The following is a 26204-nucleotide window of genomic DNA, read 5'->3' on the forward strand; positions in this document are numbered from 1 at the left end:
GTTAGAGCTATTCTACGTTCTAACGAATCTCACACGCCTTATTTCGATGATGTAGAAGAGATGAGAAATGTAACGAATCTGAGCGATGCTATTTCATCTAAAAGCTGCGATAAAAGACGAATGGTTGCCTAAAATGCGGAAATAGCGTGCGTCAGATTCGTTACATTTTCCAAGTGGCTGAAATACACCTAATAGCGTTTCCTCAGTTCGTTAGCCACAGTGAAATGAAATGAATCCTTTATTGAACTTTGAGAGTTGGGAGAATGAGCGGGGAAAACAGTCGCTTGAAATGGTAGCGCTGATAATCCTTGATTACGAGTTACTTGCAAGTTTGAAGAGGGAATTGGAGTGGCTTAGTACCCTTACCTGGCCATTGAAAAACAAACCCTTTATGACATTTTGCAATACGCGTACGACAGGAAGGAGCTCAAAATGTGATCACCATCAGTCTGTGCATGATTGTGAAGAACGAGGAACGCACGATAGCGCGCTGTCTGGACTCGGTTGATGGCATCGCCGACGAGATCGTCATTGTGGATACCGGTTCATCAGATCGCACGATGGACATTGCTTCGCAGTACACCAACCAGGTCTACACGTATGAATGGAAGGATGACTTTGCCGCAGCGCGGAATGAGTCATTCGCCAAGGCCACGCAGGAATATATCCTGTGGCTTGATGCGGATGATGTGCTGCTGCCCGCGGAACGGGCGAAGCTTGCAGTGTTGAAGCAACAGCTTCCGTCCGAGGGGGAGACGGCGGCTGTGATCTTGAACTACACGCTGGCCGAGGGGCCGGAGGGAAGTCCGCTCGTGACGGACCGACGGCTTCGCCTGGTCAAGCGGGGTGCCGGGTGCCGCTGGCATGGCCGGCTGCACGAACAGCTTAGCTTCCCGCGGGGCGAGGTGATTACGGCAGACATTGCCGTCACGCACCGCCGCGAAGCGGGACATCATTCGGCGCGAAACGTGCGCATTCTGCGCAAATGGATCGCCGAAGAGGGCGTAGCCCACGGCCGCCTGCTATACTACTATGCAGGTGAATGTTATGACCGCAAGCAGTATGCGGCGGCGGCACGCGGGTACGCGAAGCTGCTGGAGCAGCCAAGCGGTTACCGCGAGGATTGCCTGATTGCCTGTGCAAAGCTGGCAGAATGCCACGAACGGCTTGGCAAGCCGGGTCGCAAGCTGGGGGCATTGCTGCAGTCGTTCCGGTATGATCTGCCACATGCCGATTTCTGCTGCGCCATTGCTGCCTGTTTCCATGAACGGCAGGAACCCGTCTCCGCGATCTACTGGTATATGCAGGCGGTAGACGTGAGTAGCCGCGATCCAGGACTGCGCCCGGTACCTGTCGCCTGTCGTACTTGGCTGCCACATGCTCGTTTATCCCTCTGTTATGCCCATCTGGGCAACTGGGAGCAGGCATTGATGCATAACACCAAAGCCCGTGAGTTTTTGCCCGATGATCCAGGATTGCTAGCCAATCGGCAGAAGCTCGAAGTAATGGTTCGCAAGGAGATGAAGGAGCGGGAAGAACGTGGTGAAGTGTCACCTCGTAAGTAGGGAGACGAGCAGAAGAAGATTATGAGGTATCATAGATATGATAGATAAATGATAATGCTACCATACGTTTTAAGTCCGATAGATAGGAAAGTTGTTAATGATCAAGAGCAGCCCCGCCTGACCGAAAGAGTCGGTGAGTGGGGCTTTTTACGCTTTTCGTACCGCGTGTGTATCTCCTGTCATGGTGTAATGAAAGTCATTTGACGAAAATTTCACAAGGCTATACAGCGTAGAACTTCTGATGAGCGGTGCAGTGAAGATTACGCATCAAGATGAGAGTGGAGCATTCAGGGCCGGATCCTCGGAACGATTTTGTTTTCAAGCGTATTTTTGGCAGTGAGGAAAATAAAGATGTCCTGCTGGTGTTCTTGAACCGAACGTTTGCAGAATCGGGGGAACAGCCGCTGACGGAGATTGTACTCCTTAATCCGTATACTGATAAAGATGCTCCACTGGATAAATAGTCCATATTTGATATTTGGGCGAAAACAGCTGAAGGTAAATTGATTAACATTGAGATGCAGTTATTTAATAAATACGATATCGAAAAGCGGACCCTATACTATTGGAGCAAGCGTTATTCCAGTCAGTTGCAGGAAGGCCAAACGTACAAGGAACTGAAAAAGTGTGTGACTATTAATATTTTAAATTACTCATTTATCGAAAATGAGCGTTATCATAATGTTTTTCATCTGAGGGAAGACCACACCGGACTTGAACTTAGTGATGATCTTGAAGTGCATTTCATGGAGCTGTCCAAGCTGGACGATCAATCCGTTCCGATGGAAGGCGGGCTGATCAACTGGCTTTTGTTCCTGAAAGGTGCTGATAAATCCAATTGGGAGGTGCTGCAAATGAATGAACCTACTTTGAAGAAGGCGACGGATACACTGGAGTTCTTGAGTCAGGATCGGGAAGCGCGTCGTTTGTATGAAGAGCGGCAGAAGTATTTGCATGATGAAGCTTCCATGATTGAGTGGGCTACGGAAAAGGGAATGGAAAAAGGATTGGAAAAAGGGCTAGTTGAAGGCGAAAAAAGAAAGGCGATTGAAATAGCAAGAAATATGCTTTCACTTGGTATTGAGGTTGATGTTATTACCAAGGCTAGTGGCTTGACGGAGGCTGAGGTAGAGTCGTTAAAAGATTAAAGTGAAGTTATAAGGTGTAGTAGGTTCACCAGATGAATTGGTACAGGTATACTAGCGGGGGATGAGTGTGGTTCGTGAATCAAAGTTTATATGCAATCGTTTTGTCCAACTAGGGCAGGACGGTTGTTTTTATTTTAATGAAGAAGCTTCAAACGTTTTACAGTAAAACGCGGTTGCTCATTCGGGGCTGGGCCGTTAAACTAAAGGGAGCGGCGTTTGCTTGACGGACAAGTCATGAGAACGCCATTTTGTTGTCAAGGATGCGGTATATGAGCCGCTTTCGGATGTCAGAATCGGATCGGACCAAGCTGGTGGAGAAACACCGGTGATAAGTAAGGAGTCTTTACATGAGTGTGCAAACACCTACTATTGAAGAAGCGCAGGGTCTCCTGCAAAAATATTATGGCTACCCCGACTTCCGTGAGGGACAGAAAAAGATTGTAGCCAGCCTGCTCGAACGTGAAGATACGCTCGGCATTATGCCAACCGGGGGCGGTAAGTCGATCTGTTATCAGATCCCCGCCCTGTTATATTCGGGACTGACACTTGTTGTCTCCCCGTTGATCTCATTGATGAAGGACCAGGTCGATGCGTTGACGACCGCCGGAATTGCTGCCGCGTATATTAATAGTACACTGAGCGGCAAAGAAGTGAATGATCGCATCCGCGCGGCGCAGCGCGGTGAGCTGAAGTTGCTCTATGTCGCGCCTGAGCGACTGGAGCTGGATTGGTTCCGCGAGGAGATGGGCTATTTGCCGATCTCTTGCGTGGCTGTGGATGAGGCCCACTGTGTATCGCAGTGGGGGCATGATTTTCGGACAAGCTACCTGGCGGTAGCGCCGTTTGTGGACAGTTTGCCGGAGCGGCCGGTGGTTGCGGCATTCACGGCAACAGCGACGCCCGAGGTCATGGGCGATATTCTGCGGCTGCTGCGTTTGCAGGACCCGCAGACGTATGTGACCGGACTTGGGCGTGATAATCTGGCGTTTAGCGTGCTGCGCGGCGAGAGCAAGAAGGATTTTGTCCTGAATTATGCGCGCGAGCATGCCAGCGAGCCGGGCATTGTGTACGCCGCGACCCGTAAGGACGTGGACGATCTGCATCAGCGTTTGTTGCAGGCGGGATTGCCCGCAGGACGCTATCATGCCGGAATGACGGACGATGAACGGGCCCAGAGCCAGGAAGCTTTTTTGTACGATGATATCCGGGTGATGGTGGCGACCAATGCGTTCGGGATGGGGATAGATAAATCGAACGTACGTTACGTGATTCATAACAGCATGCCGAAGAACATGGAAGCATATGTGCAGGAAGCCGGACGTGCGGGCCGGGACGGAGAGCCAAGCCAGTGTATCTTGCTCTTCGGGGCACAGGACATTATCACCCAGAAGTTCCTGATTGAGCAGAATCCGATGGAGGGCGACCGCAAACAGAATGATTACCGGAAGCTGCAACAGATGGTGGATTACTGTTACACGACCCGCTGTCTGCGCAGTGCACAGCTGGACTATTTCGGTGAGGTGCATGACGATACGCCTTGCGGTATTTGCAGTTCCTGTACGGACGACCGCGAACTGGTTGATATGACGATTGATGCGCAGAAAATATTCAGCTGCATTCACCGCATGCGTGAACGCTATGGTGTATCGCTGGTCGCTTCGGTGCTCAAAGGCTCCCGTGCCAAAAAGGTGCTTGATTACGGCTTCAACTCTCTGCCAACCTACGGTGTGATGGGCAATCGGACAGAGCGCGAAATATCGGAGATCATCAACGTGATGGTATCCGAAGGATATCTGATGCTGTCCGAGGGACAGTATCCGGTTGTACGTTTGCAGCCCCTGGCGGTGGAAGTGCTCAAAGGCCAGCGTGAAGTGATGCAACGTGTCGTCCGCAAGACAGCGGCAACGGCTTCGGGTACAAATTACGGCGGACGTCGTGGACGCGATGCGATGCCATCTGCGGTTAATGAGACGGTATTTGAACAGCTTCGTCTGATCCGTCGTGATCTGGCGGCGAAAGAGCATGTACCATCGTACATTATCTTCAATGATGCAACTTTGCGTGAGATGAGTGTGGTATGTCCTCAGACAGAACGTGACATGCTGGATATCAAAGGAGTCGGTGAGGTCAAGTACCGCAAGTATGGACTTCCTTTCCTGGAGTTTTTCCAGAAGCAATCCGGCGAAGAAGTCGATACGGATGACGATGCTTTTTACGAGTATGAGTAGGTATGAGAAGGTATTAGTAAGTATGAGCGAGTTAGGCTGGATGGGATGAAGTGAGGATTGTTGTTACATTCGCGCTTTCAGGTCTTTGAAGTTCATGACGCGTAAAGCTTAATTGATTAATAACATGATACGGGGGAAGCGTTCGGTAGAGGTTCGAGGCTAAAGTCTAAAGGCTCAATGCAGTAAAATGTGGATATCTATTGTGGTTGGAATGCGAACGAGGTCTTTTACAGGGTGAAGTTGAGTTTGAAGTTGATTTTTGTGTCTCTGGGATGCGGACAAAAGATGGTAAATTGTCTTTCAAAAGGTGGACATTGGCGTTAGAAAGGGCTGATCGTATCACATACAGCATGTAGTTTTATTATGTGTGTTTCATACTGTATGTTGTGGTTTTTGTTTGGCGAGGTGTATATGTCTTTTTGAAAAGAGTGTCCACTCTTTGAAAGACAAAAGTTGGATATGTCCATGAGACATGGAATGGCTAGTTCAAAAGAGGTTTAGATGAACAGCATCCGGGGTAGGATGGCTGTGATGCTTTCCTTTTACCAAAAAAATATGGTCTGGGTGTCCAGGCAAAGGTTGTGAACCATGAAGGTTATTCTTTCTACATTAAATGCAAAGTACATCCATACCTCCTTGGCCTTGCGGTGTCTGAAGGCGTACAGTGAGAAGGATTTTGATATTGACCTGGCCGAGTATACGATCAAAGATCCAGTCATGAACATTGTGTCTGATCTGTACCAGCGTGGGGCGGACGTGATTGGGTTCTCGTGTTACATCTGGAACATTGAAGAGACAATCAAGGTCATTGATAATCTGAAAAAGGTTATGCCTGACGTGAAAATTTTGCTGGGCGGGCCGGAAGTGTCCTACGACACGGAATATTGGATGAACCGGATTCCCAATGTTGATTTCATCGTGATGGGTGAAGGGGAAGAGACGCTGCATCAGCTTTTGACGGAGCTGGAAGGGAGCAAAAAGTTCCACTTCGTGTATGGACTGGCGTATCGCAAAGGGGAAGAAGTCATTCTCATGCCAGGACGGCCGAAGGCGGACCTGAACGATCTGCCGTCACCGCATCGATTTGAAGAAGATATCCCGGAGCTTGGGAAACGGGTTGTTTATTTTGAGACCAGCCGGGGCTGTCCGTTCAGTTGTCAGTTCTGTCTGTCCAGTATTGAGGTCGGCGTGCGGTATTACGATATTGAGCGGACAAAGTCGGACATTCTGTACCTGATTGAGAAGGGTGCAAAGCTGATCAAGTTTGTGGACCGGACGTTCAACATCAAGCGAGATTATGCGCTCGAAATGTTCAAATTCCTGATTGAGAATCATCAGGGGACGGTGTTCCAGTTTGAAATTACGGCGGATATTATGCGTCCTGAAGTACTGGACTATCTGGCAGAGAATGCGCCGCCGGGCACGTTCCGGTTTGAGATCGGGGTTCAATCCACGAATGATCCGACAAATGAACTGGTGAAACGCCGCCAGAACTTTACGAAGCTGAGCCGTACCGTAAACAAAGTGAAAGCCAGCGGCAAAATCGACCAGCATCTGGATCTCATCGCCGGACTGCCGGAGGAAGATTACAATACGTTTCGCAAGACGTTTAACGATGTGTTCGCACTGGGACCGGAAGAGCTTCAGCTTGGATTCCTCAAAATGCTGCGTGGTACGGGTCTGCGTCTGGATGCGGAAAAGTACAACTATACGTATATGGATCATGCACCGTATGAGATTCTGGGCAGTGATGTCCTGCCGTTTAGCGACATCGTACGCCTGAAGCGGCTGGAGGATGTACTGGAGAAATACTGGAACGCACACCGGATGGACCATACGCTGAAGTACCTGATGGAGCAGGAGTTCAATTCGCCGTTTGATTTCTTCCAGGCGTTTGGGGATTATTGGGAAGGTCAAGGTTGGCAGAAGATTGGTCACCAACTGGAGGATCTGTTTACTCGTCTGCACAGCTTCCTGGAGTCACGGAATACGCCGCATATGGATATCGTACTCGGCCTGATGAAACTGGATTATTTCCTCGGTCACAAATACAAACCACGCAAAATCTGGTGGGAAGATCCGCTCCAGAAAGACCAGTGGGCGGGTTATATGAAAACGTTGGCCGAACGTCCGGAAGACGTTCGTCTGCCACGTGTTGCCGGTGCCGCTGGCACGGCATGGCTCGAAAGCATCGGCACGGGTGCGAGTGTCGCTGCGGCAAGTTCGGCTGCTGCCGAGGAAGACTCTGCCGCGGATGCGGCGGGTGTGATCGGCAGCGAAGCCGGGGGTGCAGCGTCGCTTGCTTCGGGTGACGCAACAGGGTCCGCCGCGGATGGAGCGGCGGACGGGGAAGACGGCAACGCTTCGCGTGCGTTGCCGATGACCTCGGCCATGACCGCACAGACGGTCATGGGTGCCCGTGCTTTCGCCGACCTCGGTCTCGGCGAAAAGGAACTGCAGAAGCACACCGTATTGGATGTGCTTCCGTTCCGGCTTGAGCGTGTGCTAGCTGGCGCCAGCCCGCTTGCCGCGAAAGGGCGGACGCTGCTGGTCGTTGTGTACCAGCAGCATGAAGGACAGCAGGCGCAGTATTACACGCTGCCGCTGGGAGAAGAAGCCGCTGCCATGTAGGTGCAGCAGCCTGAGATAAGTTACATGGCTGATTGATGCCATGTAGCAGGATGAAGCATCGCGGCTTTATGCTCGAGATGCCACAACGATGAGCACCGCGCTAATAAACGCGATGCGTCTGTATGAGGTACTGCACCCGTTGGACGCAGCACCTCATACAGACGCGGCTTGCCGTTGCATAAGCCGCGCTCAGATTTACCTTTTCAACATCATATTTCCGAAACGAAAGCATCGGAAGATCATCTGATTCCCACACGGGATGAAGAATGATCTTCCTTTTTTTGTTTGCCAAATTACATAGAATCACATGTCGAATTCAGTCAAAGGAGAGTTTCTTATGAATGATAAGGCCAGAACCGAAGAGACAATCATTGTAACTAAAGGTTCAGCTGACTCACTTCATGTCCATATTCCCTATAAAACTGTATATATTCAACGCATTCGTCAGATATCGGGTAGACGGTGGGAGCCCAAACAGAAACTGTGGATTAATCCTCACACTATTACATCGATCCAGGAGTTTACGAACCATTTTGATGTAAAGGATACAGTCGGAAAACCATTAAAGCATACTGCAGTCAGATCGAACGATTTCTGGGCAGTCATCCTCAAACAAATACAGAAATTAACACATAAACGTCCAGGCGTATTGTTTGGGTTTGCTTGAGTGAGGAGTTTCCCATTCCAATGTGAATCAGACAATAAGTGCGGTTCGATTCTATTGCAAACATGTGCTCCATTATCCTGCTGAAATCCAGTATATACGTCCAAAAAAGCAGACAAAGCTGCCCAATGTCATGTCCGAAAAAAAAGTTGCCAAATTGCTTAGAGCCGTAACTAATCTCAAGCATAAGACGATTCTGTATCCTACCCAATCAGGTGGGCTACGTGTAGGCGAAGTCGTTCGTCTGCGATATAGCGATCTGGATATTGAGCGTCAGACAATTATCGTAAGACAGGGAAAAGGCCAAAAGGATCGGAGAAACCTATTTTCAATCTTGCTTGGGAGATTGTGCAGAACTACATTGCTGAGTATAGACCCATTGCTGGTTGTTTCCGGAGCACTCTTCGGAACGGCATCTTACCGAGCGTAGCGTGCAGAAATTGTTCGAAGAAGCTAGACAGCGCGCAGGCATTGTGAAAAAAGGTTAGTGTTCATGTCATGAGGCACTCTTTTGTTACGCATTTACTGGAAAACGGAACAGACCTGGGCTGTATTCAGAAACTATAGGATGTGTGGTATTTACGGAGTACATAAATTAGATGTTATATGATAGAAATGATGGGCTGAAAATAGAATAAAGGAAAGAATACAAAAAAGCAGATAAGAACACTTGTACGGAGATGTAAACAAAGGTAAAATATAGCTACAATTGAATCTTGGGTGGGTATGGTTTCCCTTCGAAAGGAGGTGAAACCATGGAAGTGAAAGATGCGATGACTCTAATGCTGTTATTCGGAACATTCATTCTTGCACTTTTAACTACATCAATAACAACAGAGAAAGTAAAAACCCACCCCAAGGTTGAGAGCCAAAGGTGGGTCTTTGTACTAACTTGACTTAAGAAGGGATTAACCATCCAAGCCAATTGTGCTGACCAAGTGTTCGCCGCACTTGGTCTTTATTTAAGAACATGGTAACACATCTGAAAAGATGAATCAAAATAAAAAGAGCAATGAAAAAGATGATTCACTTGTCCAGAAACACATATGTTCCATGAATATTTACTACAATAAGAAGTTAGATGCGTAAGAGTTATATGAAAGTTCAGTAGACTTGCAAAAAGAAAAGAATTAGAAAAGGGGATGATAAAAATGGATGAAATTTACTTTTTAAGACATTATCTCTCGTCTCTCAAGTATCGATGTTCAAAAGCAATTCTAAATGCTCCAAGCAATTACCCGAATTATGAGCTCGGTAACGGAGTAAGAACTCCAATTGAGATTTTGGCACACATGTCTGACGTCATAAGATATGCCCAATCCGTTTTTGATAACCAAGTACAACCTAAGAAAGAATCAGGAAACTGGAATGACGAAGTACAGACATTTTTTAATGAGCTGCATAACTTAGACAATTTAATGAAATCAAATGGACTACCAAATAAAGAGAGAATTGTCGAAAAACTGATTCAAGGACCACTATCAGATGCAATGACACATGTTGGTCAATTGTCAATGATAAGAAGAGTAGCTGGAGATTCAATACCTGGAGAGAATTTCTTTATTGCTGAAGTAAAGGTTGAAAATGATTAAAACTGTTAAAAGAACAAATACATATTGTCTAATTATAGAGTTAATTCAATTGCAACGTTCTGTTGCTAGAGGGGGAAGTGATCAAGGTGCTAATTTTGATCCTGCTTACATTCGAAAGGAAGCCTGTACAATCATCAAGCCTCTAGGAGGCACTCGACCTTCTTCAAGGAACACCACAATCCCATCCACTAACTTTGCGAATTACTTCTTGTGTAATATACTTAGTATATTAATATTATGATGTCAGGGTGGTTTTGTGGAATTGCATTTATACGAGCAGATATATAGCTATATTGTACAAGAGATTAAAGAAGGTCGTTTAAAAGAAGGTGACCGTGTCTCTTCTGAAAAAGAGTTGGCTGAACAATTTGGCGTCAGTCGTATTACATCTAAAAAGGCTCTGGAGAAATTGGCAGATTCTGGGGTTATTAAACGAATACAAGGAAAAGGTTCATATGTAGCCGATGGTATCATTGGAGGACAAGAACCGAAGCATTATTCAGAGGTAAGAACAACTTTGGTACCTGAGGACGATAAGCGGGTGATCGGGTTTATTATACCGAATTTTTCTGACGAGTTTGGCCTGGAACTTCTTAGATCGATGGAAAAGCGGAGTGCTGAGCATAATTATCAACTCATTATCAAGCGAACTTGCGGGGATCGGGATGAGGAAAAACGTGCGATTGACTTATTTATTGGTTTAGGCATCAAAGGATTAATCGTGACGCCCATTCATGGTCAACACTATAATTCTAAACTGCTTCGACTTGTATTAGATCGGTTTCCAATTGTTTTGGCCGATAGATATCTAAAAGGAATTCCGGTTTGTTCGGTATATACAGACAATAAGAAAGCAGCCATGGATCTTACGCGTCATCTGATTAACAAAGGTCATAAAAAAATTGCCTTTTTATCTCCGCCGGAAGAGAACACTTCAACGTTGGAGGAAAGGCTGCTCGGATATACGTTTGCCTTCACCCAGGAAGGAATGAATTTGAACAAAGATTATGTATTGACGAACTTGAAGGGCACCCTTCCCAAGAACATAAACGGAACAGCGATTGAAAGTGATAAAGAAACAGTAAAGCATTTTTTGAAACAACATCCTGATGTAAAGGCGTTTGTCGCATCGGAATTTCTAGTAGCTACCATGCTGGCTCAAGTCATCCACTCGATGGGGAAATCTCTGGAGAAATACGAGATCGTTTGTTTCGACTCCCTGAACGATCACCTGGGTCAACCCATCTTCACTCATATTAAGCAGGATGAGAAGCAGATGGGTGAATTGGCAGTGGATATGTTAATCTCTCAATTGCATGGAACAGCAGTTCCCGAGCTGAACATTATCAAACATCGTATGGTCGTGAAAAATAACAGGTAGGGTTTATACAAGTGCAACTATACAAAAGCAAGGATCTTTGTTCAAAGTGTCGAGAAGTCCCGAGGGGCTTATCGGCACTTTTTTTGATATCAGAAATATTAAATTCGAGGCAGGCACCTTCCTGACCTGATATCGCAAGAAAAACCTCTTTTAGAAGCGGTCTGTCTTCTATGAAGTATGTCGATAGGCGTTTTTCTTAGGGTAAAGCATGGTTCACATCTGGGAATGGGTTAGGGGACCGGAGATTAACCAACCTTGAAACGTCGATTTTTATCTCTAAATCATAGCCATACATCATGAATAGTGATGTCGTAATATTGCAATTGACATGTTTTATGATGTCATATTAATATACTTAGTATAACTAGTGGGCTCCTATAACAAATTCACGGTGTTCATCATTTTCTGATTTTATAGTTCATATCACTAGAGTTGTTAGCGCTTACATAAGTTGTGGATGATCAGAAAATGAAGTGGATCCTATAGGAATCCAAGTTAAACGAATTCATTTAACTTAAGGGGGACTTTGAATGAGGAGATCCAAAAAATCCACATTTCCAATTCTTGTTTGCTTTCTGGTTATGTTACTACTTGTAACGGCTTGTTCAACCAAGGGAGGCTCTAGCAATCAGGCCGGAGAGGGGATTACAACGGTTACCATGTGGCATGGTCTTACCTCAATTGATTTAGATAATATGAATAAAGTTGTGAAGGCATTTGAAGAGAAAAACCCTACGATCAAAATGAATTTGGTTTATACAGAATCCAACGAGGGATCCGATCAGAAGCTGCTGACTGCAGTCGCAGGCGGCAACCCTCCTGACGTTGCACTTTTCGATCGGTTTAAGGTCGGTACGTGGGCTGCACAAGGTTCTCTGACTGACTTATCCTCGATGGCAGCAGAATCCGGAATACGTAAGGAAATGTATTATCCATTTGCATGGGAGGAGTCCAGTTATCAAGGAAAGCTTTATGCAATGCCGATGGATACGGACTCTCGCCTGTTATTTTACAATAAGGATCATTTCAAAGAAGTAGGGTTGGATCCCAACAAACCACCACAAACGATCGCCGAGCTTGAAGCGGCCGCCGATAAGTTAACTATCAAGGAAGGTAAACGTTTCAAGCGGATCGGGTTCATCCCATGGTATTCGCAAGGCTGGCTGTATACTTGGGGATGGGCATTTGGAGGAGAGTTCCAGGATGCTGCCACCGGCAAAATTACCGCAAATGATCCTAAAGTCGTGGAAGCATTACAATGGATGACCGACTTCGGCCAAAAATACAATGTCGAGGATATTGCCGGATTCACAAGTGCAGCGGGTACGGAGGAAATGGATCCGTTCATTTCCGGTCAAGTCAGCATGAAGATAAGTGGAAATTTTACGGTGAAGGGCATCGAAAAATTTAAGCCGGATTTAAACTACGGTGTTGCACCCATACCGACCCCAACAGGTACTGATTTTACGACATGGTCGGGAGGCGGGTCCGCTATTATCCCTAAAGGCGCCAAGAACGTCGCTGCTGCTTGGGAATTCCTCGAATTCTTAGGGAAAGAAGAAGGGCAAACATTATTAAACGCTGACTCTCAAATTTCCGTTATTGATTCGGTTAACGACAAGTACGGTTACAAGGACGATCCAATTATGAAGGAATTTATTAATATTTTGCCCAATTCACATAACCGCCCAGTTATTCCTGAAGGACAACTGCTGTGGAATGAGTTAGCTTCCGCTACGGAAAAGGCTACCCGCGGTAACGGCACTCCGAAAGAGAACCTGGATAGAGTAACAGAGACGGTTAATAAGGCTCTAGAAAAATACGACAAATAGAGTGCTCGGTAGGCAGGGAGCGAACTTTCTCTCCTTGCCTATTCATGAATGACAATTGGAAGGAGAATGTACATGGCGAAACTGGCCGATCCAGTTCAAGTAAAAGCAATTCCATCGGCAAGGAAACGAGCACTCCACAGAACTAACGTGATTGGGTGGCTGTTTGCTTCACCTTGGGCTATAGGGCTGCTATGCTTTTATGCAATTCCCATGCTAATGTCCATCTACTTCAGCTTCACGACTTACAGCATTCTACAGCCTGGTGAATTTGTCGGAATGAATAATTATAAAGAGCTTTTTCATGATCCTTTGTTTTGGAAATCCATATACAACACGATTTATTTTACGGTATTTTTTGTTCCATTAAGTATATTTTTCGGTGTGGCACTCGCTATGATGTTGAATATGAAGGTGAAGGGTATGGCTGTATTCAGAACGATCTTTTTCTTACCTACGCTCGTGCCACAAGTAGCTCTGGCTGTTCTGTGGATGTGGCTGTTACATCCAAACTTCGGATTGGTGAACGGGATGTTAGCGAATATCGGTATCGATGGGCCAGCTTGGCTTGGTGGTGAGTCGTGGTCCAAGCCCTCTCTCATTCTGATGTCGCTTTGGGGTATTGGGCAAGCTGTCGTTATCTATCTTGCTGGACTAGGAGACATCCCTGAGGAGTACTATGAAGCGGCGCAAATCGATGGAGCTAACTGGTTTCAGAAAACGAGAAAGGTAACCCTGCCTCTGCTCACTCCCGTTATTTTTTACAACCTTGTCATGGGAATGATTGGTGCATTCCAACAGTTTACTCTTCCCTATACATTGACCAAAGGGCAAGGAACTCCTGCAAACTCCATGACTTTCTACGTCATGTATTTATATGAGAACGGATTTAGGTATTTCAAAATGGGTTATGCCTCCGCAATGGCCTGGATCTTATTTATTATCGTTATGGCATTAACCGGAATTATTTTTATTACGTCTAAACGCTGGGTTCATTATCAGGGGAAATAAGGAGGAGGAAGTAAGGGATGAATCCTACCGCTATCAAAAGAATCAATCGTGCGTTAGCCTATGTATGTCTAATTGTTGCTTCTGCATTTTTCATGATTCCGTTCATATGGCTGCTTTCGACTTCTCTTAAGCCACTCACACAAATCTTTACATTCCCACCAGAGTGGATTCCGCGTCCAATTCTGTGGAGTAATTATTCCCGTGCTGTTGAGTATATCCCTTTCTGGACATATCTGAAAAACACGGCGATTATAACTATCGTTAGTACGCTTGGTGTGATCATATCCTGTCCCTTGGTTGCATATAGTTTTGCCAAGTTAGAGTACCGTGGGAGAGGTATACTTTTCTTTGTTACCCTTGCTGTTATGATGATCCCCGGACAGGTGACCATGATTCCTCTATTCCTGTTGTTTACTAAATTAGGTTGGGTGGGAACACCTCTTCCACTGATTGTACCCCAATTTTTTGGAGTGCCCATTTACATTTTTCTATTGCGGCAGTTTTTCATGGGACTGCCTGATGCCCTGCGCGAAGCGGGCCGCTTAGACGGCGCTAGTGAGTTCCGCATATATTTACAGATCATGTTTCCACTAGCCAAATCCGCCGTATTAGCCGTGGCATTGTTTCAATTTATGGGGAGCTGGACTGATTTCATGGGCCCCTTGCTTTATTTAACCAACGAACCATCTTACACGGTTTCGCTCGGATTGCAGCAATTTCAGAGTCAAAAGGGATCCGAATGGGGTCTATTAATGGCCGTCTCCACCTTGATGACATTACCTATTATCGTTTTGTTCTTTTTTCTTCAAAAGACGTTTATTAGCGGCATTACCTTTAGTGGTATAAAAGGTTGAACAATTATACAGGGCGGAATATCAGCGATCTAGCAAGTGTCTGGGGAACTATGGATACGTATGAGTGACAGCGCATATACTCGGTAGATTTCGCGACATGGATCGGCTGTTATGGACCCACAGCTCGTTTGGCTTTTCCCATAGGTCGTAAATGATTAGGCATAGCCCCATTATAAATTGTAAAATTATAAGAAACCGTTCCTTGGTAAATGAGTGTGCGAGCAACCATATACCCAAAGAGACGGTTTCTTTGTACATTCAACTAGCTGGTGGTCTGCTATTGAACTTGCTGTATATTATATTTTTCCATTACCAAGCCACGGAATGTCTTGTAATCTGATAACGCTTGTGCGGTGGAGGATTGAGGTACACTATATTGAGTTACCCCTTCAAGGCTGAATTTGCCTAGGTTATCATTGATTAATCCATAATCACCAAAGGTGTTTTTCGTCAAGAAAAGCACACTTTTATCACCCTTCTGAAGTTCTACATAGTCATTGGCTGTATATTTGACGACGTCTCCTTCCAGACTGACGGGTTCAATGATCTTCAATTCGTTCTGATCTGAAGGGAAATCGTCAGGTTTTTTCAGTATCTTATCAATCTTGATGTTTGTATTGGTGTGAAAGGACTGCATGGTCCCATCATCAAATGCAGTAATAACATGCTCTCGATCTCTGAAATCTTCTGTTGCATAACCAATAACGATCAGTTCAGCAAACGCATCCAGCTTATCTATTTCATGAAATATTAAAGAGTTGGCTGAAAGGTTGACGAGGTTATGAATGGGCACGTCCGTTTTCGATTGACCATTTGCGTAAGCGATTGCAACAGCAGAGATAGCCAATACGAATAAAGAGACTAGTACAACCTTCCTTTTGAAAAAAGACATGATCTCATCCTCTCCGTTAGATTTAACTTCTTTTAAAAGCATCTTACTTCATTTCTACTATACATATATTTGAAAATTATTGTAAATTAATTATACAAACCTGGTTTAATGAAATGAAAGAGGCCAATGGTTACTTTATTGAAACGATGGAACGTGAAGATTTGGCTGATTTTATAGACAAGGCGGCTAGGCAGGCTGGATTAGACATCCAGGAGAATGAAGATATTACGGAAGAATGTAGAAAGTGGTAATTCCGCTGAACAGTGTTTTTCAATTTTAATGATAAGGGTGATAGATATGGAACGAGGACTTATTATATTTTTGAACGGAGCCTCAAGTTCGGGGAAGACAAGCATCACAATGGAAATGAAAAAACAGGGAGATATTCCATTCCATCATCTATCAGTGGATCAATTTCTTCATAATTATGACCAGTTCATCGATACTACATATCCAGATCTGAAACCAACAAGAGAAGTGGAACACCATGTGATGACAGATATCCTGTTCGACCCCATCAATTCGTTGTACTGTGCAACGATTAAACTGTTTTCGGAAATGGGTTTGAATGTCATCGTGGATACAGTCATCAGCAATGACAAGTGGTTTAACGAGTTTTATGATTTACTATCGGATTATCCGATATTGTTTGTTGGCGTGCTTTGTTCGAAAGAAGAACTTACCAGAAGAGAGCAGAGCAGGGGAGATCGAGCGATTGGCCTTGCCCATTCCCAGTACGACTACATCTACGCCTATGATGAATATGATCTGGAAGTGAATACGGAAGAGCTAAGTTCAGCTGCATGTGCGGAAAAGATATTAAGTTATATGAAGTCCGATCAGGAATACTCGGCATTTAAGAAGTTAAGCAGAAGAGACTGAAGCTGTTTGCGTCAGATCATATGATATCCATTCCAATGAAAGTTAGGGATTTGGCCAAATCTTTTTCTTAGCGTTACCAGGACCTAATAAGTAGATTTCATCAACATTCCCATAAGTATTAGAAAATGAAATTGTGAAGTCTTTACTACCACCGATAGGAAGTTTACTGCCTTTAATCTGAATGAAAAGTGAATTGTTATGATGTGAGAGGGAGTAGCCATGATATCTGCTGATACTGTCTGCAAATCCACCTTTTACGGTAATACGCTCAGGAGAAACTTCAGTTCTCGTAACCATTGTCTCGTCAGGATCGACAACCTTGTTCAACATATACAATCGACAATAATAACTGCGCTAATAATAATGCTATATTTGATGTTTGGTCGCATACTCATGATTCACCTCAATAATTAGATGATATGAATCGATGTCTCCATACTCATTGGGCATCGATTTATTGTATTTAATCAGAACAGAATTCTACGTTTTGAAATATTAGGCTCACTTAAATAATATACTAATTTATTTTTTGTAGAGATAGGGTGTGGAGTAATCGATGGAAATTAACGCCGTGAATCCAGAAGATCATATCCAGCACATGTTACAGTCAATCATTGAACAAACACAATCCATCATCAACGATAGTTGTAAACAATCTTTTGGATCACTGGAATATTTCCTGGGACATATTTTGGAGTATCGGGATGAACAGCAATACCTGACAGATGAGTGGCATATCCGCACACCGCGCTGGCTGGGGGAGTATGGGAATACGCCGGAGGAAGAAGAGCTTCTTTCGGATATCTACAGGTTGCAGATCTATATTGCTGAGAAATTAAAAGGTGGATAGTGTATAGGTAAAATATGAATCGCGATGTCGCATTAGTCCGGCTGAAATGTCGCAAAAGTACATGGTAACACGATACGGAGATCGTATATACTCTCTTTATGTTTCGATAATGAAAATCATTATCAGTATTATACATAAGGGGGATTTACAAATGAAACAAGGAACAAAGGGGCAAACGGCTGGTAACAAAGCCTATACTGCTCACAAATCACGATTACTCATGGGCTTGATGATGGCCCTTATTCTAGTCCTGACGGCTTGCGGTGCCGGAGCAGGTACAGATAGCAGTAAGCAATCTGCAGCAACGCCAGCGGAGACACCTGCGAATGCGGAAACGAAGACGGACGGAGCTTTTCCTGTAACGATCAAGGGTATGAAGGGTGACATCACTCTAAACGAAAAACCACAGAGGATTGCAATTCTCGATGTTAAGTTTTTGGATCAGATGTTAGCGATTGGCGAGAAGCCAGCAGGAAGTGTTATAGCAGGAGGGAATACCGATTTTCCAGAATATTTAGGAGACCAGCCGAATGGCGTAGAAGTTCTGGGTACACGGGACGAGCCTAACCTGGAAGCGATTGTTGCACTCGACCCGGATCTGATTATCATGACCGACTTTCAAGAAAAACAGTATGAGGGTGTAAGCAAAATTGCTCCCACCCTGGTACTCGATTTCTACGAAGACTGGCGGGATACGTTAGCTACAGTTGCCCAAATTACAGACAAGCAGGACGAGGCAGAGAAAGTGCGCACAGCGTATGAAGAGAAAATCGCCGGGCTGAAAGCACAATTGTCAGAGAAGCTGGGCGATGAAACAGTGGCGATCATTCGTCCACGAAAAGAAGGAATTCGTGTTCACGGTATTGAGCACCGCATTGGCGGTATTATGTACAATGACTTGGGGCTGAAAATGCCTGCTTTGGTACAGGAGATTAATGAAGATGGCTCCGTTGAAATTTCGATGGAAAAAGTGCCTGACATTGGGGCAGATCGTTATTTTGTACTGTCGGATGAGCTGTTTGCCGCAGAGGCAGAGGCTATGGTGAGTAATCCCGTGTGGAAGTCCCTTGATGCTGTGAAAAATAACCGCACGTATGACGTAAACTCCACACTGTGGATTGCATACTACGGACCGCTTGCAATTAATCTGATTGTAGATCAGGCATCGGAAGCCCTGCTCGGATCGAACTAATATGAACCGATATCTCTCGACAGACTTATGGAAAGAGACGGTAGAGGATTATTCGATTTTGCTCGGTGAACCGCCTGAACATAGTGTCCGTATCATTGCTTTGAGTGAGTTGCATGACGAAGAGGCGTGTCGAGAGTATATCCGCTGGTTTCAGAATTATATCAATGCGCCTGACATGAAAGTCGCAGCCTCCATGTTAGCCAAGCGGCTTGGCTATCTATGGACGACTCCGCTCGTGACCGCGATGACGTATCATCATCAGCATGTAACCTTTCAGCTGGAGAACAGCTTCCTCTATCATCCGAAGCTCGAAGAACATGAAGAGGGGACACGGTTTCCTTTTCTAGCGGTGAACGGGCTTCAGGCTGAAGAACTCACTGGAGACAGGAGCGTATGGCGGGAAAAGGCAGTCCATGAGATGTTTGCAGTACAACTGACACCGCTGTTAAAGACACTTGCTGCGATTGCACCTCTTTCGATGAGCATTCTCTGGGAGAATATCATGGTACGGATTGGCCGACTATTCGCTCCTGATGAAGGCGAGACGGAGCAGGAACGTAAGATCATTCAAGAAGACTTTTCCTATCTGACGCAGGTGGCATCCGGGGAGGTGTTTGGTGAGAGGAAGAATCCGTTAACCCGCTTCACCGATTGTAAGGACAATGTGCATGTTGCCAAAAGTGAGCGGATCACCTGCTGTTTCTATTACCAGATGTCAGGGGAATATTGTCTCAAATGTCCGAAAATTGACAATGAGAAAGAATCTCAATTACAATGACAACAGCAATGATTTTACCTATGCGATTGTCAGGAGATGAAGAAATGCCGCTGCAAGAACAGACAAGTGGTTGGAGTGATACAGCGATCAAGATGCTCGACGGGCATAGCGGTACTTTGCAGACAGGCAGTGTTTTACACGAAACAGATGTAACTTCTAATGTGCTGCTGCTGGCATACGGAGGGGAAGGGGAGCTTGCAATGGATGGCGAGGGTTGCCACATTGGAGCTTCTTTTGCCTGTCATGTGGTGAAGGGATCATCCTACACACTGACGGCCAGATCAGAGGACATTCATTATATAGTGATCAAGTACAAGGTTTCTTCCATGGAGGGAGCCTCACTTGTTGTGCCATCGTACCGTAAACACCCGCTGCGCAGATCCTTTGTGCAGAACTCGGCAACCCATGCGGAATGGATAGAGAATGCGGAAAAAATCGTTGCCAAATGGCGCCGCGGCGAAGGACTGGAACGATTCTATGCGAACGCCTTGCTCCAGGGGATGATCTACGAGTTGATCATGGCATATGAACGTGGTCAGGGGGGAGCGGAGTCCGACATGGTAGATGTGGTCGCTTCCTATATTACGTCGCACTATCGTCAGAACCTGGAACTGAAAGAGCTGGCTGCCCTTGCGGGTTGTAGCGTAAGACAATTGCAGCGTCGCTTCAAACAAGAAAAGCAGCTCGGGCCAATGGAGTACGTCATCCAGCTGCGGATGGAGAATGCGTCTAGGATGTTGCTCCATACGGATGCTTCCATTGGGGAGATTGCTGACAAAATGGGCTACCGCGACATGTATTATTTCAGCAGGGCGTTTAAGAAATATTATGGCGTTCCTCCGCTGCGTTATCGACTAGCTGCCGCTTCAGAACTAGATGAAAACTATGCTCAAGCCTTACTGCGGAATCGCACAGCTTCTTCGTACGAGTCGGCCCAAGGTCCGGTGATCTGTCATATGCGAGGTGAATATCAAGTTACTGAGCCACCACAACGTATCGCCGTACTGGATGTTCAATATGCTGATCATCTGCTTACGCTGAGTTTGTCTCCGGCAGGAAGTGTCGGACTAGGGAGCAGCGTATTAACGTTCCCTCAAACTCTCCGAACGGGGCTCCAACATACCGAATTACTCGGGACATATGAATATCCTGATCTTCCTGCGGTAGAGAGACTTGCACCGGATCTAATTATTTGCACCGAAGTGCATGAACGATATTTTGAAAGGCTAAGTGGGGTAGCTCCAGTGCTGATGTTCAAGCGCAACGAAAACTGGCAGACCATTCTGAGCCTGCTTGGTGAATTGACAGGCAAGCGAGCAGAAGCCAAGCAGATCATTGCGGACTATCTTCGAAGAACGGCTTTGTTATCTGAGGAATTAGCTGCAGTATTGGCAGGCAAAAGTGTAGCACTGATCCGTCCGCTGGACTCTCTCGTTCGGGTTCACTCTGCCGCTCATCGTACAGGTGCTGTGTTATACCGTGATCTGGGTCTGCCTGTGCCGCTATTTGTATCCGATACCGCCGACACGGCCTATCATATCTCGGTTGATAGACTACCGGCTGTACAAGCCAGCCATTACTTTTTGCTCAGTAATGAGGTAATGCAGGATGGGATATCCGCGACAGAGCAACGTATTCGGGGGATGCTTGATAAGGATGAGCGACAGCAAATACATTCGGTAGATGCCGCCACATGGATCGGTTGTTATGGGCCGACAGGGATCAATGGGATTGTGGATCAGATTGAACAGGCGTTGTTGGCTTGAGCAGGTAGCTTTTTCATGAGGAAAAACAAAAGAAACCGTTCCGTAGTAAATGGAAGTGAGAGCAACCATATACCAAAGGAGACGGTTTCTTTGTACATTTTACATACTAGAGGGAGGATACATTGGACTAGGTTGCCTGTTATGAATACAGGATGGAATGATATATGAAGTAAGGGTATATGTTAAAATGATAGAAAGTTGAACCATTACGAATAACAGGAGGTATAACACATGAAATGGCAAGAGGTTAGAGAACTGTTTCCTGACCAATTTGTTCTGGTTTCTATCATTCATTATCATGAGGAAGATAACAAAAAAATTGTAGATGAAGTTGCACCAATTCGCACCGTATCAGAAGAAGATGCGAATAAAGAGTTTTTTCGAGTAGAGCCTGGTAACGTTGTATATCATACTTCGAATCAAGACTTTGTGATTCATCTCCGTAAAGATCCATTAATGAGAGTGAGACGTAATACGAATTAAAAATTAACTATGATGGACAGCCAAATGAACTTATTGAAATCACCAGATTAAAATATACAAAAATGATAACGAAAAAAGTGTATAAGGACCAAGAGATACAACTTTGAGCAAGTGGTGGAAGAGTTGTAGTACTTTACATAAAAATAAAGGTGAATTTTGATATATGTCCAATGTAAAAGGAGAAAATCTAAATGAACAACATAAATTCTCATAATTGCAACCTAAATGTAAGTTATGACCTGCCTGATGAGATATGGGCTAAAGTTTCTAAAGTATATGAGCGAATGCCAGGGTGGATTGGTTATAAAAGTGGAATTCCATATTGGTTTGGAACTGACGAGGATGATGTTTTTATTGAAACATCCGTTGAGCCTAGTGGATTATCATTTTATGCACAGATGAATAACGATGATTGGACTTCTTGGATAGCAACGTTCAAGTTGGAAGCGTCAAAAATATTAGGTTTTGATGTTGGTGAACCTGAAGATGGATATATGTGATGAAAAAGGAGGATGAACAGGTGAAAGAATATGGTACATTACATGAGTCAAACGGTCGATATGCTTTGAGGTTTGAACGATTTCTTCATCATAATCCAGAAGATGTTTTCCTTGTGATCACGAAGCCTAGTTCCTTCGCCCAATGGTACCCTTTCGCAACAGGAGAGATGGATCTCAGGCTTGGTGGCAAGATTGCCTTCGATGATGGTGAAGGAACAACATATGAGGGGACCATTACAGAGTTAGAAAAACCATATGTATTTGGTTTCCGTGAAGTTGATGATCTGATAAACATTTCATTGCAGAAAGAAGATAAAGGTTGTCGATTGATCTTTACCCATACGTTTAACGATAATTCATGGGCAGTGAATACCGCCGCAGGATGGCATAGGTGTCTGGATGTATTGGTCCAAATTATCAATAGTAAACCCATTAAGTGGGACGATAACTCCACTGAGCTGCGTAAAGTCTATAGTGAAGTATTTAAGTTGGAAAGTTAAATGAAGTGTGAATGTGGTGTAGGAACCTTCATTCTACACGAATCCGGCTTTAGGCGCTTTTTTATTTATTTTACAGTAGTGTCGCACTTCATATTACAATCCATCAGATCATAAAATCCCCTCCAAATAGTCTTAAAGGGGATAATAGTGAACTTTTCTATTTTTCATTACTAATTAGACCAGAGTTCTGTAATCTGCTCTACCAAGTTATTTAACGTTTTACCATCTGTTTGATTTGTGAACTTTTTCATATCTTCAGATTTTCCTTGGTACGCAGATAAAACATAATCATCATCAACAATATAATAAGTGGCATACCTAGTGAATGAATAACTGCCTTGTTGTTCTGGCGCTGTTCCTTTTTTCACTGAAGCAACAATTTTCATACCTGGTTCTAAATCTGGTTCAACTCCTATGAAATCAGCATTGTAGAACAAGTTAGTAGTTTCATCAACCTCTTCCCCCACAATCACCTCATCCACTTTTACTTCATATGAAACAAAAGTAGGTTTATATGGCTCAATACCTTGAGCTTTATCTTTCTCTGCTGCATCACCCTCTGGTGTTCCTGGTTCTGCAGTTAAGATAGATTGAAAACTAGGGTTTTGTTTAACAACTTCAGCAATGATTACTGCATCTGACATTTCTAATATTTGTTCGAAGGGAACATCAACGGATTGGGCTAAACTAGCACTACCTTCTGAAAGAGGATATTCATTGCGAAGTTCTAGAATTCTTTCATCCGAAAGACTTGAGGAAATTGGTTTATTACTTGAGCAACCCAATACAACTAATACTACACTTAAAATTAATATAGTTATCAAGATTTTTCTCATCTTAATCTCCTCCATCTCAATATTTGTTGTTAATATCATTTAGATCATGTTGTCTAGGTACATAATAACCCTCATATTGGCCACCTGATCTCATGATTGACTCAACACTTGTAGGATAGTAACTAACATTGGGATGACCTAAACCCAGAACATGCCCTATTTCATGGACTATAGTAGCAACCTTGTGATTGCCTGGATTAGAACTGCTATAGTTAGCGACATATGGTGACATATATATTTGAGCTGACGAAATCCTTTTCGAAGACTGTTGCACAGTTGATGAATCTATAACAATTCCGTCTGTTGTCTTAAGATCTGCTATTCCCAGTGTCCCGGCTCCACCCACACCAAATCTATCTGACCAATATGCTTTTGTTCCTGTGGCTATGTCAACGTTTGAAGAGCCATAACCGACTTTATCAATTACAATTTTCTGAGAATATGTCGACCATAACGTAGCTGCTGTTGTGTAAGCGCTTGTATAATCGGGATTTAATCGATCCCCGTTAACCTTAAGATAAGGTTTCCCGTTACTTAAGTTATTCCATTTAACAGGGATTGCTGTCCAATTTGGAGCTGATCCGGAATAATACATTTCATGAGCACTTAGACTCGGACTACTAGAGAATACTGAGATTACAGCAATTAGAAAGAACGCGATATACTTTTTCTTGAAATTCACAACCCTACACCTCTCTTTTATGGGATAGTTTTCTAGTCTTAGAGGTTTACAATACAATATGATATATAATATGTCAATTATTGGTTTACAATATGATATTTTGTAAAAATAATTGCGTCAGTTCTTCTGTAAAAGATTCGTGATTGGTTCTCCAACCCAAGCATTTTCGTGGTCTGTTGTTAAGTAGATCCAGTGAGTGGCCGAGATCTTCATCCTCTACTTGAACGAAAAATACTTCGAAAGCACTGACAGGTACTTTTAGATTAGATACCAAAGTGCTTGATAAAGAAGGAATTATGAGTTAAACATTAATGTTAAGGAACAATATAGCAATTGAACAAGTCGTAGGAATGAATGAATCTTAAGGCTCATCAATGTCGGATAACAAAGTGTTTATGATGTGGGACAGGCATACTTTTTGCTGAAAATAGTGGTTTCCTTAAAGGAGGATCTTACATAATGAGAAAACGGCATTCTATTGAAAAAGCGGGGTGGTCAGAAACAAGAGAGAATCAGTATCACAGAGAATGCAAGGATACTGTATTTTCATATGGCGATAGACTCATCGAAGTGGATGGCACGGTTTATTTGAAAAGAAAAGAAGTCCAAATTAAGGTGATAAAACCTCTTAAACGAAAAACTTTTTGGTATGAAACATGGCTAAAGATCAAAGAAACTTACAGTACATAGTCTAACAAAGTAATTCAACATGATCACTTAAGAGCCAATGAAGGCTGATTAATCATTTTATGAGTCATATCAGGAGGTAATGTATTTCAATGACTATAATTTGTCTCGAAGGTGCCAGTTCCGTAGGTAAAAGTACGACCTGTCAGCAGTTCGCTACACAATATGATGCATTTATTGTTCCAGAAACAGGGTTTCTTTTTGAATCTCCTCAACTTGAAGGTAAGGAACTTATGATGTGGTTGCTGGAGAGACAAATCGATAGATGGCATATAGCATATGAGAAGAATCGACAACATGAGTATGTGATTTTGGATGGTGATGTATTTAAGATTTGGTACAGTTGGATATATGGTTATGAGCACCTATCTTTAGATGAAACAGCAAACTTCTTTAGAAAGAAGTTATTGGAGAATGAAATATCATTACCGGATGCTTATGTACTATTCTGGGCTGAAGAAGATGAGCTGCGCAAGCGAAAGGAGATGGATCAGACAAGATCCAGAAGGAATTTTGATAAACATCTGCGCATGATTGAACCTCAAATGAGATACTTTCGTTACCTTAATGAACTCGTACCAGGATATGTGGGGATTCATAAAGCAGAGACTATAGCAGATAATGTACATCATATTGTAAAGCGCGAGACATTACCGGACATAAAAAAAAGAGAGATCGAGATCTTTGATAGAGTAATTGATTTTTACAAGAGTACTACTCCTTAAACTTAGTGTGATTTTAATAACAGATCCCAAAGCTACTCTAGCTCTGTCTTGGATAACATACCAAATACTGCGATCAAAGAAACGGAAATATGCGAGGTGAGTTATGGGCGTAAGAAAAAAATATAAACGTAAAATCGTTCGAGCCAATCGATTATTTTATTGGTATGTTGAACCGGGTATTGACGATGAAGGGATAATCAAATTACATATCGTTTCTGAGGATAAGAAGTTAATCGTCACTTATGAAGTTGGACAACACAGTATTAAGAACAAGCCCCCATATATAGTCATCATAGGAGAAGAATTCGAAGGCTGGATAACAGAATATATAGGATACAGAAGAGTATTAACACCGCAATGGAGCGATGAGATCATCACGCCAAGATTGATAGGTGAAATCATTGATTGGTGCCTCTTCAAAGATAAAGAAATAAACATCGTTAATTGGAAAGGAGAACTTCTCCGACCTCTCTCCTGAAAAGAGTGTAATTGCATTTGAGAAAAGGGCTCTAGTTCAGATTGTTCAGT

General features: G+C 44.0%; 26 protein-coding genes and 1 pseudogene. 24 read left to right on the forward strand and 3 right to left on the reverse strand.

What is annotated here, in order from left to right; genetic code table 11:
• Positions 1-434: 434 nt before the first annotated feature.
• The 12 genes and pseudogenes from ABTV53_RS06900 (at position 435) to ABTV53_RS06955 (ending at position 14903) form a co-directional block, all read left to right on the forward strand.
• Positions 435-1565, forward strand: a complete 1131-nt coding sequence (locus ABTV53_RS06900; protein WP_433751852.1) for a glycosyltransferase — start codon at positions 435-437, stop codon at positions 1563-1565.
• Positions 1566-1837: 272 nt separating this feature from the next.
• Positions 1838-2713 (forward strand): annotated as a pseudogene (locus ABTV53_RS06905) (Rpn family recombination-promoting nuclease/putative transposase).
• Positions 2714-3060: 347 nt separating this feature from the next.
• On the forward strand, positions 3061-4941 hold the full coding sequence (recQ, locus tag ABTV53_RS06910) for a DNA helicase RecQ (RefSeq protein ID WP_339303479.1): 1881 nt from the start codon (positions 3061-3063) through the stop codon (positions 4939-4941).
• A gap of 588 nt (positions 4942-5529) precedes the next feature.
• A complete protein-coding gene (locus ABTV53_RS06915) occupies positions 5530-7572 on the forward strand; it encodes a B12-binding domain-containing radical SAM protein (protein ID WP_433751854.1) in 2043 nt (680 codons plus the stop codon).
• Positions 7573-7909: 337 nt separating this feature from the next.
• Positions 7910-8239 carry a hypothetical protein gene (locus ABTV53_RS06920; protein ID WP_433751856.1) on the forward strand — a complete coding sequence of 110 codons (330 nt, stop codon included), beginning with the start codon at positions 7910-7912 and terminating at the stop codon, positions 8237-8239.
• 22 nt (positions 8240-8261) lie between these two features.
• Positions 8262-8666 carry a tyrosine-type recombinase/integrase gene (locus ABTV53_RS06925; protein WP_433751857.1) on the forward strand — a complete coding sequence of 135 codons (405 nt, stop codon included), beginning with the start codon at positions 8262-8264 and terminating at the stop codon, positions 8664-8666.
• A 325-nt stretch (positions 8667-8991) separates the two neighbouring features.
• Positions 8992-9132, forward strand: a complete 141-nt coding sequence (locus ABTV53_RS06930) for a putative holin-like toxin (RefSeq protein ID WP_421898343.1) — start codon at positions 8992-8994, stop codon at positions 9130-9132.
• A gap of 255 nt (positions 9133-9387) precedes the next feature.
• Positions 9388-9828: a hypothetical protein gene (locus tag ABTV53_RS06935; RefSeq protein WP_421898340.1), complete on the forward strand. Its 441-nt coding sequence runs from the start codon at positions 9388-9390 to the stop codon at positions 9826-9828.
• A gap of 256 nt (positions 9829-10084) precedes the next feature.
• Complete coding sequence (locus ABTV53_RS06940) at positions 10085-11209, forward strand: GntR family transcriptional regulator (RefSeq protein ID WP_433751860.1); 1125 nt, start codon at positions 10085-10087, stop codon at positions 11207-11209.
• A gap of 530 nt (positions 11210-11739) precedes the next feature.
• On the forward strand, positions 11740-13041 hold the full coding sequence (locus ABTV53_RS06945; RefSeq protein WP_433751862.1) for an ABC transporter substrate-binding protein: 1302 nt from the start codon (positions 11740-11742) through the stop codon (positions 13039-13041).
• A 72-nt stretch (positions 13042-13113) separates the two neighbouring features.
• Positions 13114-14049 (forward strand): carbohydrate ABC transporter permease, encoded by a 936-nt coding sequence (locus ABTV53_RS06950; protein WP_433751863.1) that lies wholly within the window; start codon positions 13114-13116, stop codon positions 14047-14049.
• A gap of 17 nt (positions 14050-14066) precedes the next feature.
• A complete protein-coding gene (locus ABTV53_RS06955) occupies positions 14067-14903 on the forward strand; it encodes a carbohydrate ABC transporter permease (protein ID WP_421898328.1) in 837 nt (278 codons plus the stop codon).
• 277 nt (positions 14904-15180) lie between these two features.
• Here ABTV53_RS06955 and ABTV53_RS06960 read toward each other — a convergent pair whose 3' ends face one another.
• Positions 15181-15795 (reverse strand): hypothetical protein, encoded by a 615-nt coding sequence (locus ABTV53_RS06960; RefSeq protein WP_433751865.1) that lies wholly within the window; start codon positions 15793-15795, stop codon positions 15181-15183.
• Between the two features lie 113 nt (positions 15796-15908).
• Between ABTV53_RS06960 and ABTV53_RS06965 the strand changes: the two genes are divergently transcribed.
• The 9 genes from ABTV53_RS06965 to ABTV53_RS07005 all read left to right on the forward strand — a co-directional run bounded on the left by ABTV53_RS06965 (position 15909) and on the right by ABTV53_RS07005 (position 22746).
• Positions 15909-16046: a hypothetical protein gene (locus ABTV53_RS06965; protein WP_433754373.1), complete on the forward strand. Its 138-nt coding sequence runs from the start codon at positions 15909-15911 to the stop codon at positions 16044-16046.
• Between the two features lie 46 nt (positions 16047-16092).
• Positions 16093-16677, forward strand: a complete 585-nt coding sequence (locus ABTV53_RS06970) for a chloramphenicol phosphotransferase CPT family protein (RefSeq protein ID WP_433751867.1) — start codon at positions 16093-16095, stop codon at positions 16675-16677.
• Positions 16678-17233: 556 nt separating this feature from the next.
• Complete coding sequence (locus ABTV53_RS06975; protein ID WP_433751868.1) at positions 17234-17527, forward strand: hypothetical protein; 294 nt, start codon at positions 17234-17236, stop codon at positions 17525-17527.
• Between the two features lie 151 nt (positions 17528-17678).
• Complete coding sequence (locus ABTV53_RS06980) at positions 17679-18719, forward strand: ABC transporter substrate-binding protein (protein WP_433751869.1); 1041 nt, start codon at positions 17679-17681, stop codon at positions 18717-18719.
• A gap of 1 nt (position 18720) precedes the next feature.
• Positions 18721-19497, forward strand: coding sequence for a (2Fe-2S)-binding protein (locus tag ABTV53_RS06985; RefSeq protein WP_433751871.1), 777 nt, complete (start codon positions 18721-18723; stop codon positions 19495-19497).
• A gap of 44 nt (positions 19498-19541) precedes the next feature.
• A complete protein-coding gene (locus tag ABTV53_RS06990) occupies positions 19542-21263 on the forward strand; it encodes a helix-turn-helix domain-containing protein (protein WP_433751873.1) in 1722 nt (573 codons plus the stop codon).
• 231 nt (positions 21264-21494) lie between these two features.
• A complete protein-coding gene (locus tag ABTV53_RS06995; RefSeq protein ID WP_433751874.1) occupies positions 21495-21746 on the forward strand; it encodes a hypothetical protein in 252 nt (83 codons plus the stop codon).
• A gap of 191 nt (positions 21747-21937) precedes the next feature.
• Entirely contained in the window at positions 21938-22246 is a 309-nt protein-coding gene (locus ABTV53_RS07000; RefSeq protein WP_433751875.1) for a hypothetical protein, read from the forward strand.
• Positions 22247-22266: 20 nt separating this feature from the next.
• Complete coding sequence (locus ABTV53_RS07005; RefSeq protein ID WP_433751877.1) at positions 22267-22746, forward strand: SRPBCC family protein; 480 nt, start codon at positions 22267-22269, stop codon at positions 22744-22746.
• Between the two features lie 170 nt (positions 22747-22916).
• On the opposite strand, the gene ABTV53_RS07010 is transcribed toward ABTV53_RS07005, so the two are convergent.
• Both ABTV53_RS07010 and ABTV53_RS07015 read right to left on the reverse strand, forming a co-directional pair.
• Complete coding sequence (locus tag ABTV53_RS07010) at positions 22917-23582, reverse strand: hypothetical protein (RefSeq protein WP_433751878.1); 666 nt, start codon at positions 23580-23582, stop codon at positions 22917-22919.
• 16 nt (positions 23583-23598) lie between these two features.
• The gene (locus ABTV53_RS07015) at positions 23599-24264 is read right to left on the reverse strand and encodes a zinc-dependent metalloprotease family protein (protein ID WP_433751880.1); all 666 of its coding nucleotides are present in this window, start codon (positions 24262-24264) and stop codon (positions 23599-23601) included.
• Positions 24265-24723: 459 nt separating this feature from the next.
• Here ABTV53_RS07015 and ABTV53_RS07020 point away from each other — a divergent pair, with 459 nt between their 5' ends.
• The 3 genes from ABTV53_RS07020 (at position 24724) to ABTV53_RS07030 (ending at position 26154) form a co-directional block, all read left to right on the forward strand.
• On the forward strand, positions 24724-24954 hold the full coding sequence (locus ABTV53_RS07020) for a hypothetical protein (RefSeq protein WP_433751881.1): 231 nt from the start codon (positions 24724-24726) through the stop codon (positions 24952-24954).
• A gap of 89 nt (positions 24955-25043) precedes the next feature.
• Complete coding sequence (locus ABTV53_RS07025) at positions 25044-25676, forward strand: chloramphenicol acetyltransferase (RefSeq protein WP_433751882.1); 633 nt, start codon at positions 25044-25046, stop codon at positions 25674-25676.
• Between the two features lie 103 nt (positions 25677-25779).
• Positions 25780-26154 carry a hypothetical protein gene (locus ABTV53_RS07030; protein ID WP_433751884.1) on the forward strand — a complete coding sequence of 125 codons (375 nt, stop codon included), beginning with the start codon at positions 25780-25782 and terminating at the stop codon, positions 26152-26154.
• Positions 26155-26204: the final 50 nt, after the last annotated feature.

This window comes from Paenibacillus amylolyticus (genome assembly GCF_050990605.1).
In the GTDB taxonomy this organism is placed as follows: Bacteria; Bacillota; Bacilli; order Paenibacillales; family Paenibacillaceae; genus Paenibacillus; species Paenibacillus amylolyticus_H.